Annotated in this window: 10 protein-coding genes; 3 read left to right on the forward strand and 7 right to left on the reverse strand. The window is 71.2% G+C overall.

Annotated features, from left to right (window positions below; genetic code table 11):
- Positions 1–10 precede the first annotated feature (10 nt).
- Entirely contained in the window at positions 11–4,636 is a 4,626-nt protein-coding gene (locus OG385_RS05605) for an ATP-dependent helicase (protein ID WP_266852383.1), read from the forward strand.
- 51 nt (positions 4,637–4,687) lie between these two features.
- Here OG385_RS05605 and OG385_RS05610 read toward each other — a convergent pair whose 3' ends face one another.
- Complete coding sequence (locus tag OG385_RS05610; protein ID WP_266852384.1) at positions 4,688–5,581, reverse strand: LLM class flavin-dependent oxidoreductase; 894 nt, start codon at positions 5,579–5,581, stop codon at positions 4,688–4,690.
- Between the two features lie 256 nt (positions 5,582–5,837).
- Here OG385_RS05610 and OG385_RS05615 point away from each other — a divergent pair, with 256 nt between their 5' ends.
- Positions 5,838–6,704 (forward strand): DNA-formamidopyrimidine glycosylase family protein, encoded by an 867-nt coding sequence (locus OG385_RS05615; protein WP_266852385.1) that lies wholly within the window; start codon positions 5,838–5,840, stop codon positions 6,702–6,704.
- Positions 6,705–6,740: 36 nt separating this feature from the next.
- Entirely contained in the window at positions 6,741–7,520 is a 780-nt protein-coding gene (locus OG385_RS05620; RefSeq protein WP_266852386.1) for an SDR family NAD(P)-dependent oxidoreductase, read from the forward strand.
- A 451-nt stretch (positions 7,521–7,971) separates the two neighbouring features.
- On the opposite strand, the gene OG385_RS05625 is transcribed toward OG385_RS05620, so the two are convergent.
- The 6 genes from OG385_RS05625 to OG385_RS05650 form a co-directional block, all read right to left on the reverse strand.
- Entirely contained in the window at positions 7,972–8,442 is a 471-nt protein-coding gene (locus OG385_RS05625) for a Dps family protein (protein WP_266852387.1), read from the reverse strand.
- 126 nt (positions 8,443–8,568) lie between these two features.
- The gene (locus OG385_RS05630; RefSeq protein WP_164266895.1) at positions 8,569–8,952 is read right to left on the reverse strand and encodes a helix-turn-helix domain-containing protein; all 384 of its coding nucleotides are present in this window, start codon (positions 8,950–8,952) and stop codon (positions 8,569–8,571) included.
- Positions 8,953–9,061: 109 nt separating this feature from the next.
- Positions 9,062–9,571 (reverse strand): CinA family protein, encoded by a 510-nt coding sequence (locus OG385_RS05635; RefSeq protein ID WP_266852388.1) that lies wholly within the window; start codon positions 9,569–9,571, stop codon positions 9,062–9,064.
- The gene (gene pgsA / locus OG385_RS05640; protein ID WP_266852389.1) at positions 9,568–10,224 is read right to left on the reverse strand and encodes a CDP-diacylglycerol--glycerol-3-phosphate 3-phosphatidyltransferase; all 657 of its coding nucleotides are present in this window, start codon (positions 10,222–10,224) and stop codon (positions 9,568–9,570) included. The genes OG385_RS05635 and pgsA overlap by 4 nt, the downstream gene beginning before the upstream one ends.
- Entirely contained in the window at positions 10,221–11,684 is a 1,464-nt protein-coding gene (rimO, locus tag OG385_RS05645) for a 30S ribosomal protein S12 methylthiotransferase RimO (protein ID WP_266852390.1), read from the reverse strand. Before rimO ends, pgsA begins: the two co-directional genes overlap by 4 nt.
- Before the next feature lie 48 nt (positions 11,685–11,732).
- A complete protein-coding gene (locus tag OG385_RS05650; RefSeq protein ID WP_266852391.1) occupies positions 11,733–12,542 on the reverse strand; it encodes a helix-turn-helix domain-containing protein in 810 nt (269 codons plus the stop codon).
- Positions 12,543–12,766 lie beyond the last annotated feature (224 nt).

The raw sequence follows: 12,766 nt of genomic DNA on the forward strand, positions 1-12,766 counted from the left end.
GATGGGGGACATGGTGAGGTCAGCGCTCGACTCCTTCTCCCCCGCGACCCGCGGCTGGTTCACGGGGGCCTTTACCGCGCCCACTCCGGCCCAGGACGGTGCGTGGCGGGCGATCGGTGCCGGGTCCGACGTGCTGGTCGTGGCCCCGACCGGCTCCGGCAAGACGCTCGCCGCGTTCCTGGCCGCCCTCGACCAGCTGGCGTCGGCGCCACCACCCGCCGATGCCAGGAAGCGCTGCCGGGTCCTGTATGTCTCGCCGCTCAAGGCGCTCGCCGTCGACGTCGAGCGCAATCTCCGCAGCCCGCTCACCGGCATCCGCCAGGAGTCGGTGCGGCTCGGACTGCCCGAGCCCGATGTACGGGTCGGTATCCGCTCCGGCGACACCCCGGCCGCCGAGCGGCGGTCCATGGCGCTCCGGCCGCCGGACATTCTGATCACCACCCCCGAGTCGCTGTTCCTGATGCTCACCTCGTCCGCGCGTGACGCGCTGGCGGGCGTCGAGACGGTGATTCTCGACGAGGTCCACGCGGTGGCCGGCACAAAGCGGGGTGCCCATCTCGCCGTCTCGCTGGAGCGCCTGGACGAGCTGCTGCCGCGCCCGGCCCGCCGGATCGGTCTGTCCGCGACGGTCAGGCCGGTGGACGAGATCGCCCGTTACCTCTCGCCGCAGCGCAAGGCCGAGATCGTGCAGCCGCCCTCCGGCAAGGAGTTCGACCTCTCGGTGGTCGTCCCCGTCGAGGACCTCGGAGAGCTGGGCGGTTCCCTGGCATCCGACACGGACCCGGACAAGGCCGAGAAGCCCTCCATCTGGCCGCATGTCGAGGAGCGCATTGCGGATCTGGTCCAGGCGCACCGCTCGACGATCGTCTTCGCCAACTCCCGCCGTCTGGCGGAGCGCCTGTGCAACAGGCTGAACGAGATCGCGTACGAGCGGGCCACCGGGGAGGTCATGCCGGAGGCCCACTCCCCCGCCGAGGTGATGGCCGAGTCGGGCGCCGCCAAGGGCGCGCCCGCGCTGCTCGCCCGCGCCCACCACGGCTCGGTGTCCAAGGAGCAGCGCGCCCAGGTCGAGGAGGATCTCAAGGCGGGCCGGCTGCCCGCTGTCGTGGCCACCTCCAGTCTTGAGCTGGGGATCGACATGGGAGCGGTGGATCTGGTCATCCAGGTCGAGTCGCCACCATCGGTGGCCTCCGGCCTCCAGCGGGTGGGGCGCGCGGGGCACCAGGTGGGCGCCGTCTCCACCGGTGTCGTCTTCCCCAAGTACCGGGGGGACCTGGTGCAGGCCGCCGTGGTGACCGAGCGGATGCGCACCGGCTCGATCGAGGCGCTGCGGATCCCGTCGAACCCGCTGGACGTACTGGCCCAGCAGCTGGTCGCGATGGTGGCTCTCGACAGCTGGCAGGCCGACGACCTGCTGGCGGTGGTGCGCCGCGCGGCGCCGTTCGCCGCGCTTCCCGAGTCCGCTTTCACAGCGGTCCTGGACATGCTCGCCGGACGCTATCCGTCGGACGCCTTCGCGGAGTTGCGTCCGCGCGTGGTGTGGGACCGGATCGCCGGTACGGTCACGGGCCGCCCCGGGGCGCAGCGCCTCGCTGTCACCTCCGGCGGCACCATCCCCGACCGCGGTCTCTTCGGAGTCTTCCTCGCCGGGGCCGACCCCAAGAAGGGCGGGGGGCGGGTCGGTGAGCTGGACGAGGAGATGGTCTACGAGTCCCGGGTGGGCGACGTCTTCACCCTCGGCACCACGTCCTGGCGTATCGAGGACATCACCCGCGACCGGGTGCTGGTCACCCCGGCCCCCGGGGTGCCGGGCCGGCTGCCGTTCTGGAAGGGCGACCAGCTGGGCCGCCCGCTCGAACTGGGCCGCGCCGTGGGCGCGTTCCTCCGCGAGGTGGGCGGCCTCGCTCCGGACGACGCCCGGCTGCGGCTGCTCGCTGCCGGGCTCGACGCCTGGGCCGCTGACAACGTCCTGTCCTACCTGGACGAGCAGCGCCGCGCCTGCGGCCATGTGCCGGACGACCGGACCATCGTCGTGGAGCGGTTCCGTGACGAACTGGGCGACTGGCGGGTGGTCGTCCACTCCCCGTTCGGCGCGCAGGTGCACGCACCCTGGGCGCTCGCACTCGGCGCCAAGCTCTCCGAGCGGTACGGGATGGACGCGCAGGTCATGCATGCCGACGACGGGATCGTGCTGCGGCTCCCCGACGCGGATCTGATGGGCCTCGACCTGCTGGACGGCGACCCGGCCGCGCCGGGCGTCGAGTACGACACCGAGCAGGCCCCGCTCGGAGCGGCCGATGTGGCCTTCGACAAGGGCGAGATCAATCAGATCGTCACGGACCAGGTCGGCAGCTCGGCCCTCTTCGCCTCCCGATTCCGCGAGTGTGCCGCCCGCGCCCTCCTCCTGCCGCGCCGCAGCCCCGGCAAGCGGACACCCCTGTGGCAGCAGCGTCAGCGGGCCTCCCAGCTCCTCCAGGTCGCCAGCGAGTTCGGCTCGTTCCCGATCGTCCTCGAAGCCGTCCGCGAATGCCTTCAGGACGTGTTCGACGTACCGGGCCTCACCGAGCTGATGGGCGACATCGAGTCGCGCCGCGTCCGCCTCGTCGAAGTCACCACGGCCGAGCCCTCACCGTTCGCGCGCTCGCTGCTGTTCGGCTATGTCGCCCAGTTCCTGTACGAGGGCGACTCCCCGCTCGCCGAGCGCCGGGCGGCGGCTCTCTCGCTGGACTCCCGGCTCCTTGCCGAGCTGCTGGGCCGGGCCGAACTGCGCGAGCTGCTGGACGCCGACGTGCTGGACGAGCTGGAGCGCGAGCTCCAGTGGCTGACGGAGGACCGTCGGATCAAGGACGCCGAGGGGGTGGCGGACCGGCTGCGGCTGCTCGGCCCGCTGACCGACGCCGAGCTGGCCGAGCGCGGGGCTGAACCGCAGTGGGCGCCGGACCTCGCGGCCGCCCGCCGGGCCATCCGGGTCCGTATCGCGGGCACCGACCACTGGGCGGCTATCGAGGACGCGGGCAGACTGCGGGACGCGCTCGGCACAGCCCTCCCGGTGGGCGTGCCCGAGGCCTTCACCGAGCCGGTCAAGGACCCGCTGGGCGATCTGCTCTCCCGCTTCGCACGGACGCACGGCCCGTTCACCTCGTCGACGGCGGCGGCACGCTTCGGCCTGGGCAGCGCGGTCACGGACGGCGCGCTGCAGCGGCTCGCCGCCGCGGGCCGGGTCGTCCAGGGCGAGTTCCATCCGTCCGGCATCGGCCAGGAGTGGTGCGACGCCACGGTGCTGCGCAGACTCCGCCGCCGCTCCCTCGCGGCCCTGCGCGAGGAGCTCGAACCGGTACCGCCCGAGGCGCTCGCCTCGTTCCTGCCGCAGTGGCAGCACCTCGGGGCCGGCAGCCTGCGGGGCATCGACGGCCTGGCGCGCGCCGTCGAGCAGCTCCAGGGGGCGCCCGTCCCCGCCTCCGCCCTGGAGAGACTGATCCTGCCGTCGCGGGTGTCCGGTTACACACCGGCGCTCCTCGACGAACTCACCACCACCGGTGAGGTCGTCTGGGCCGGAGCGGGCGCGCTGCCGGGCAAGGACGGCTGGATCTCCCTCTTCCTCGCGGACAGCGCGCCGCTGCTCGTCCCACCGCCCCACCCACTGGAACTGAGCGCGCTGCACGAGTCCGTGCTCCAGGCGCTCGCCCCGGGCTACGGACTCTTCTTCCGCCAGCTCAAGGACCACGTCCGCGCCACCACCCACCCGGACTGCACCGATCCCCAACTGGCCGACGCCATCTGGGACCTGGCCTGGTCGGGGAGGCTGACCAACGACACCCTGGCCCCGCTCCGTTCCCTGCTCGGCTCGGGCCGGACGGCGGGCTCCACCGCCCACCGCGCCCGCCGGACGGTCCCGCGGGGGCGGTACGGCACTCTCACCGGCGCGGCGCGCCCCGCTTCGCGTACCGGCCCGCCGACCGTGGCGGGCCGCTGGTCCCTGCTCCCCGCCGCCGAGCCGGAGGCGACCCACCGCGCTCATGCCCTGGCCCGCACGCTCCTGGACCGGCACGGCGTCGTCACCCGTGGCGCGGTATCGGCCGAGGGGGTCGAGGGCGGCTTCTCCGCGGTCTACCGCATCCTCTCCGCGTTCGAGGACAGCGGGCAGGCGCGGCGGGGCTATGTCGTGGAGGGCCTGGGCGCGGCCCAGTTCGCTATGGACGGCGCGGTCGACCGGCTGCGCGCGGCGGCCACCGCCCGCGACCGTACGGATTCGGGGGCACCGGGCCGGGCGCTGGTGCTCGCCGCGGCGGATCCGGCGAACGCCTATGGAGCGGCGCTGCCCTGGCCGGAGTCCCCGGGCGGGGTGGGCCACAAGCCCGGCCGCAAGGCGGGCGCTCTGGTCGTCCTCGTGGACGGAGAGCTGATCCTCTACATGGAGCGCGGCGGCAAGAGCCTGCTGGCCTGGCCCACCGAGCCCGACCACCCCGGACTGCTGGCCGCCGGACAGGCGCTCGCCGCGGCGGCGGCTTCGGGGGCGCTGGGCACTGTGACCGTGGAGCGCACCAACGGCGCGGCCGCTCTCACCTCCGACATGGGCCGGACCCTGGAGGCAGCCGGTTTCGTCGCCACCCCCAGGGGGCTGCGGCTGAGAGCCTGACTGCGGCGGCCCCGCATCGGCGAGGGCTCAAGCCCCCCATTGCCGGGCAGTCTAAATTCCTGCGGCCTCCTGGGCCGACGCGGTGATGAGTTCGTCGGCGACCCACCGTGCGACATCGGCGGGGTAGGGCGCCGACAGCGCCAGGACGATGTGCTGGAAACCGGCCGCGGTTGCTCTGCCGATCGCGTCCCGGGTGGTGCCTGGATCGTCGTAGGAGACCGACAGCACGAGCGAGCGGGTGATCGCGGCGGGATCGCGCCCGATTTCGGTGCAGTAGCGGTCCAGCAGTGCGCTGCGGCCGATGGCGTCATCGATGTCGCCGCCGGGGTAGTTCCACAGGTCGGCGTGGTCGGCCACCACGCGCAGCGTCGAGGACGCGCGTCCGCCGATGAGGATGGGCGGGTGCGGGCGCTGAACCGGTTTTGGGTTGCCGAACGCACCGGTGAGCTGGATATGGGCGCCGTGGAAGTCGAACGGTTCCGGCTCGGTCCACAGCCGCCGGATCACCGTGCACGCTTCGGCGAGACCGGCGACGGCATGGGCGGCGTCGTGGAAGGGCAGGCCATGTGCTTCGTACTCGCGCCGGGCCACCGGGTGACCGGGCCGTGAGCCGGCACCGATGCCGAAGTCGAGCCGTCCGCCGGAGATGACGTCGACGGTCGCGGCGATCTTGGCCAGCATCGCGGGGGGACGGAAGCGGTTACTGGTCACGAGCACCCCCAGACGCAGTCGCCGGGTCTGCGCGGCGAGGGCCGAGAGCAGCGTCCACCCTTCGTAGGCCACCCCGTTCGGGTCGCCCCAGATCGGCATGAGGTGATCGAAGAGCCATGCGTGCTCGATCTCCGGGATGGCGTCAGCCTCTCGCCAGACCCGCAGGATGTGTTCGTAACCGACCTGCGAGGGGGCGGTCATGATCCCGAAACTGGGCTGAGGTGATTGCGGCATGGGGCCACTGGTCCTTTCAATGTCGGCGGCGCCGGGCAGGAGCGCCACAGGATCCACGACCGGAACAGCCAAACGGAACACCGTTCCGCCAACAATACGGAACAAGGTTCCACTTGGCAATCACGCGCAGCTCACCGGCGCCGACCCAGAACAGCCCCACCCGCACCGCCGCACCGCCGCACCGCCGCACCGCCGCACCGAAGGCTCACATCGAGGACACACAGGACTCACACGGAAGAACCCGCATCATGGAGACATGCCCGAGGGAGACAGCGTCCACCAGGCCGCCCGGCGACTGCACACAGCGCTCGCGGGTGGCACCCTCACCCGGTTCGACCTGCGCGTCCCCCGGTTCGCCACCGCCGACCTCACCGGGCGCACCGTCCTCGACGTCACCCCGCGCGGCAAACATCTGCTGATGCGCGTCGAGGGCGGCCTCACCCTGCACAGCCATCTGCGGATGGACGGCACCTGGAAGGTCTACGTACCGGGCGAACGCTGGCGCGGCGGCCCCTCGCACGAGATCCGCGCCGTCGTCGGGACCGCCGGACACACCGCCGTCGGGTACCGCCTCCCCGTACTGGAACTGCTGCGGACCGCCGAGGAGAGCACGGTCGTGGGACACCTCGGCCCGGACCTCCTGGGCCCCGACTGGGAACCGGACAGGGCACTCGCCAACCTGCTGGCAGACCCGGGCCGGCCGCTCGTCGAAGCCCTGCTCGACCAGCGCAACCTCGCCGGTATCGGCAATGTCTTCGCAGCCGAGATCTGCTTCGTACTGCGCGCCACACCCTGGCTGCCGGTCGGCGAACTCCCCCGGCCGGAAAGGGCGGTGACCGTCGCGAAGAAACTCCTGGAGGCCAACCGCAACCGCCCCGTCCGCACCACGACGGGCCGCCCGAACCAGCGTCTGTACGTCTACGGACACGCGCCCCGCCCCTGTCTGCGCTGCGGCACCTCCGTGCGCCGCGCCAACCGGACCGACAGCGGCAACGGCACCGGCACCGGCAGCCATGAGCGCCCGACGTACTGGTGCCCCACCTGCCAGACAGGCCCCGCCAACCCCACCACCCCCGGCAACCACGCCGCCCCCAACCAGCCTCAGCCTCCACCCACCGCCTAGTTGACGCCCCGTCAGATTCAGTCGTACGGTCCCGTCATGCCCGTCATGGCTTACGACCTCACCGACCGCATCGCGTTCGTCACCGGCGCCGCGAGCGGCATCGGCCGCGCCAGCGCGGTACTTCTGGCGGAAGCAGGCGCCACCGTCCACTGCGCGGACCGCGACGAAGTGGGGCTGCGCGAGACCGTGTCCGCAATCGCCCGAGCGGGCGGCGCCGCACATCCGCATCCACTGGACGTCTCCGACCGCGGCAGCGTGGAGGCAGCCGTCGAGGCGGCCGCCTCGGCCTCGGGCCGGCTGGACATCCTGGCCGCCGTCGCGGGGATCATGCACAGCAGTCCGGTCCTGGAGACACGGGACGAGGATCTGGACCGCGTCCTCGCCGTCAACTTCAAGGGCGTGCTGTACGCCTGCCAGGCCGTAGCCCGCAGCATGATCGCGACGGGTACGGCGGGAAGCATCGTCACGATGGCGTCGGGCGCCGTGGACACCGGCGGACCGGGGCTGCTCTGCTACGGCGTGACAAAAGCGGCCGTCTTCCAGCTGACGAAGACGCTCGCGACCGAGGTGGGCCCGCACGGGATCCGAGTCAACGCGGTCGCCCCCGGCTGGATCCGTACGCCCATGACGGAGCGGCACAACAACAGCGAGGCCCAGGCACACACCGCGGCGCTGATGTCCCGGATGTCACCGCTCGGCCGGGTGGGCGCCCCCGAGGAGATCGCACACGCCGTACTGCACCTGGCCTCCGACGCCGCCGCCTTCACGACGGGCCAGATCCTCCGCCCGAACGGCGGCGTCGCCATGCCCTGGTAGACCGGCGCTCAGCAGACCGGCACCGCCACACCCCGACGGAACGCGAAGAACGCACAGACCGCACAGACCGCGAGGAACGCAGAGAAAGCGTGGACGGCACCCGCCGCCGGACCGGCGAGCGGCCGCCCGGAAACGCGACCACATGCACCGGCAGCAGGCTCAGCCCCCATCCCCCGACGGCGACAGCACCCTCCAGCGGCCCGGACTCACCGGGCGCCAGCACCAGTCGCAGGACTGCCCACCACCACAGACCGCCCACTATTAAAGCCGGCATCACCGCCGGCACCCACCGCCGCACCATGGCCGCCTCCTCCGGCTGACGCCGGTACCGCACCCGGAACGGCTCACCGGGACACAGCACCCGGGAGCCCCTTCGGACCGCGGCACCGACCCGGGCCCATCACCCGGCGGGAGAACGCATGAGGCGCCCGCCCGGCGCGTATCCGCACGGTTACGCGTTCTCCGCCTGGTACATCCAGGCGTGCTTCTCCAGGGCAGCGGTCACTGCGATGAGCAGATCCTGAGTCACCGGGTCCGGGACATCGGTGGCCGCGATCCGCTCCCGCATCCGTGTGATGACGGCCTCAAGCGCGGCCACCAGCGTCCGCACGGCGTCGGTGTCGCTGATCCGCCCGTCGGGGACCTCGCGGATCGCGCTCGTCCTGGAAACCGTCGCAGCCCGGCCGTCCGGCGTCACACCGATCGCGGAGGCCCGCTCGGCCACCGTGTCCGTGTACTGCCGCGCGGTGTCGACCACCTCGTCGAGCTGGAGATGGACCGACCGGAAGCGCGGTCCGACCACGTTCCAGTGCACCTGCTTGGCGACCAGCGACAGATCCACCAGGTCCGCGAGCGCGCCCTGCAGCGCGTCTCCGACCACTTTCAGATCGGCTTCGGGCAGAGAGCTCTTCACGCCGGCCATGCGAGGTCCTCCCATATGTTCGTACGTTTCCATCACCATGGCACAAATATCCGCAAAGCGGACACCCAGGGCAGAAAAGTGGCTCCGGCCGGCCCCTAAGGACCGGCCGGAGCCAGAAAGCACGTACTAGGCCGCTACTACATTCACGGCCTCGGCGGGCGCCTTGATCGTTACCCGCTCGGTAGGAACACCCGTGACCGACGTCACGGAAACGGAATTGAGCATCGAGCGTACCGGCACAGGTACGGGCTCAGTCGACGCTGCCGACTCGGCCAGCTCCGCGAGCGACAGCTCGTCGCTCACTTCCCGCATGAGCTCGGACATCCGTACGTCAAGCGCGTCGCAGATCGCGGAGAGCAGCTCGGAGGATGCCTCCTTCTGCCCCCGCTCCACCTCGGACAGATAACCGAGAGAGACTCGGGCGGACGAGGAGACTTCGCGCAGAGTACGGCCCTGGCGCTGGCGCTGCCGACGCAGCACGTCACCCAACAGGCGACGGAGCAGAATCATCGGTGGCTCCCTCCTCGGACCGCGTAGCCGCATCCTTCACGCCCCACCGTACCGCCTTGCGCCGCGGCCGTGCGGGGAGCGATGTCGTGTTCACTCAGGGCTGCAAACATCAATTCCCCCCGTTCTCTTCCGTATCCTGTGCCCGCGCATTCGCGCGAAGTTCATCGCAGAGCAGTCCGAGAACACCCAGCACGCTCTCTCTACGGATTTCCTCCCGGTCCCCGTTCAACCGCAGCGAGGCCATATTCTCTGCCCCGCCCGGCCCGGAAACCGCGACGTACACCGTCCCGACGGGCTGCCCGTCCTGCATGTCGGGGCCGGCGACCCCGGTGGTGGCCAACCCCCAGTCCGCGCCCAGCACCCGCCGCACCCCGGCCGCCATCTGCCGGGCGACCCCCGGATCCACCGCACCACGCTCGGCCAGCAGAGCCCCGTCGACGCCGAGGACTTCCTGCTTGAGGGCCGTTGCGTACGCCGTGACGGACCCGCGGAAGACCCGGGAGGCACCAGAGACGGACGTGAGCTCGGCGGCCAGCAGACCGCCGGTCAGCGACTCGGCGACGGCGAGGGTCTCCCCCCGGTCCGCCAGGAGCTCCAGCACCCGGGCCGCCGAGGTCACCGGGCGGCCCGCTCGGCCGCGAGCCCCTTGCGGCGCGCGGTCACGGCCTGCTGCACGTAGTCGAGCCCGGTCACGACCGTCAGCACCACGGCGACCGCCATCACCCAGAACCGCATGGTCGCCAGCGGACCGGTCAGAGCCAGGACGTACATCCCGACCGCCGTGCCCTGCGCCAGCGTCTTGATCTTGCCGCCGCGGCTGGCCGGAATGACCGCGTGCCTGATCACCCAGAACCGCATCAGGGTGATCCCGAGCTCCCGGAACAGGATCACGCCGGTCACCCACCAGGGCAGATCGCCGAGGTACGAGAGACAGATCAGCGCCGCCCCCATGATCGCCTTGTCGGCGATGGGGTCGGCGATCTTCCCGAAGTCGGTGACCAGGTTGTACGTCCGTGCCAGATGGCCGTCGAAGACATCGGTGATCATCGCGACGGCGAAGGCCGCCCAGGCCCAGGCCCGCCAGACCGGGTCGTACCCGCCGTCGTGGAGCAGCAGCAGCACGAACCCCGGCACGAGCACCAGCCGCACCATGGTCAGCAGATTCGCGACGTTCCACAGGCTGACCTGATTGACCACCGCAGCGCCCAGCTTTCCGGCGGGCGCCGGCTTGGCACCGGTACCGCCCGTAGCGGATGCCGGGACTCCGGTCATCTGGCTGCCTCCTCGCCAAGACATTCGGCCACCAGGTCGACACCTTCGGTACCGACCACCTTTGCCACGACCATACGGCCGGGGACCAGGCCCTCGCTTGCCGTGAACACGACCTGCCCGTCGGTCTCGGGCGCCTGGTGGGCGGCCCGGCCCACGGCGCCGTCCTCGCCGTCCACGGACTCGACGAGCACCGAGAGGGTTTCTCCCAGCCGCTCCTCGGCCCGCTGCGCGGTCAGCTCCTCGGCGAGCCGCGAGATGTGTTCGAGCCGTTCGGCGATGACCTCGGCATCCAGCTTGTTCTCGTAGCCGACCGCCTCGGTGCCGTCCTCGTCGGAGTAACCGAAGACGCCGATGGCGTCGAGCCGCGCGCCGGTGAGGAAGCGCTCCAGCTCGGCCAGATCACTCTCGGTCTCGCCGGGGAAGCCCACGATGAAGTTGGAGCGCGCTCCGGCCTGCGGCGCCTTGCCGCGGATCGTGCCGAGCAGTTCCAGGAAGCGGTCGGTGTCCCCGAAGCGGCGCATCGCGCGGAGCACACCGGGCGCCGAGTGCTGGAAGGAGAGGTCGAAGTACGGGGCGACCTTCGGCGTCGACGTCAGGACGTCGATGAGGCCGGGCCGCATCTCGGCGGGCTGCAGATAGCTGACCCGGATCCGCTCGATGCCCTCGACCTCGGCGAGCTCGGGCAGCAGCGTCTCCAGGAGCCGGATGTCGCCGAGGTCCTTGCCGTACGAGGTGTTGTTCTCGGAGACCAGCATGACCTCCTTGACACCCTGCTCCGCCAGCCAGCGCGTCTCCCCGAGCACATCGGACGGGCGCCGCGAGATGAAGGAGCCGCGGAAGGAGGGGATGGCGCAGAAGGAGCACCGCCGGTCGCAGCCGGAGGCCAGCTTCACGGAGGCCACGGGGCTGTTGCCGAGTCTGCGGCGCAGCGGTGCCCGCGGTCCGGAGACCGGGGCGACTCCCTCCGGCAGGTCCTCGGGCGGAGTGTCCTGCGCATGGCCGGGAAGCGCCACACCGGCCGTCTCCTGGCGCTCGGCCGGGCTGATCGGCAGCAGCTTGCGGCGGTCGCGCGGGGTGTGCGAGGCGTGGATCCCGCCGTTCAGAATGGTCTGGAGGCGGTCGGAGATATCGGCGTAGTCGTCGAATCCGAGGATCCCGTCGGCCTCGGGCAGCGCTTCGGCAAGATCCTTGCCGTACCGCTCGGCCATACAGCCGACGGCGACGACGGCCTGCGTCCTGCCGTGATCCTTGAGATCGTTGGCTTCGAGCAGGGCGTCGACGGAGTCCTTCTTGGCGGCTTCGACGAATCCACAGGTGTTGACGACGGCCACGTCCGCGGCGGCGGCGTCCTCGACGAGGTCCCAGCCGTCCGCTGCCAAGCGGCCTGCGAGCTCCTCCGAGTCCACCTCGTTACGGGCGCAGCCAAGAGTGACAAGGGCGACGGTACGGCGTTCGGGCATGGGCTCAAGACTACTTTGTCCCGGCCCACGCCCGTTCCGCGAGGGTGATCAGCCCGCCTCGGGGTCGCCCTTGGTGTACGAGAGCCGCTCGACCTGGCCGGTCTGGAAGTCGTTGTGGACGTCCTTGCCGTTGACGAACAGCTGGATCGCGCCGGCGTTGCCGAGGATCAGATCGACCTGCTGGGCGTCCGTGAAGGTCTTGGACTCGCCCTTGGCCAGCACGCCGTCGAAGAGCAGCTTGCCGTTGTGCGCCTTCGCGGAGATCCAGCTCTTGTCGTCGACGGCGGACAGCTTCACCGTCACCTTGTCCTTCGGCACGGCCGCGATGGCGCTGTCCGACGCGGTGGGAGAGCTGGGCTTGGGATCGGCCGGCTTGCCGGGCTTGTGACTGGGCTTAGACGTGGCGGTCGTGGGCCCTTCGGCGACCTGATTGCCGCCCTTGCCGCTGCTGCCGCCGCTGAACGCGGTGAACCCGACGAAGCCGACCACGACGACGATCGCCGCGACCATGGCCGCCGTCCAGTTCGGACGGCGGCGCTCCGGCTTGATCCGTTCCGCTTCGAAGAGCGGCGCGACCGGGGTGGGTTCGGGACGGCCGCCGTGCTCCGCGTCGTACTGGGCGACCAGAGCCGCCGGGTCGACGGCGACGGCGCGCGCCAGCGTACGGATGTGGCCGCGGGCGTACACATCGCCGCCGCAGCGGGAGAAGTCGTCCTGCTCGATCGCGTGCACGATGGGGATGCGCACCCGTGTCGCCGAGCTGACTTCCTCAACCGTCAGACCTGCGGTGATCCGGGCCTGGTGGAGGGTGTGACCGATGGAAGGGCGGTCGTCTTCGGGGGAGTTGCCGATGGACACGGGGGCGCCTTTCGAGCGTGAGCCACCTGCTGGATGTTCAGTCTAGGGGGGTGGTGAAAGGGTGGGGCAACCTGAGCGCGCACTTTGTACGCCATCAGGTCGGCGAATCACTGGACGACTCGCCGGGCGGGCCGGGAAACAACCCGAGTGCGGGACATCTCCGGCCCTTTTCTCTCCGGTTCCTGTCCAACTTGACGTACGACCGGGGGAAACGGTTGCCCTCC

The organism is Streptomyces sp. NBC_01306 (assembly GCF_026340465.1).
In the GTDB taxonomy this organism is placed as follows: Bacteria; Actinomycetota; Actinomycetes; order Streptomycetales; family Streptomycetaceae; genus Streptomyces.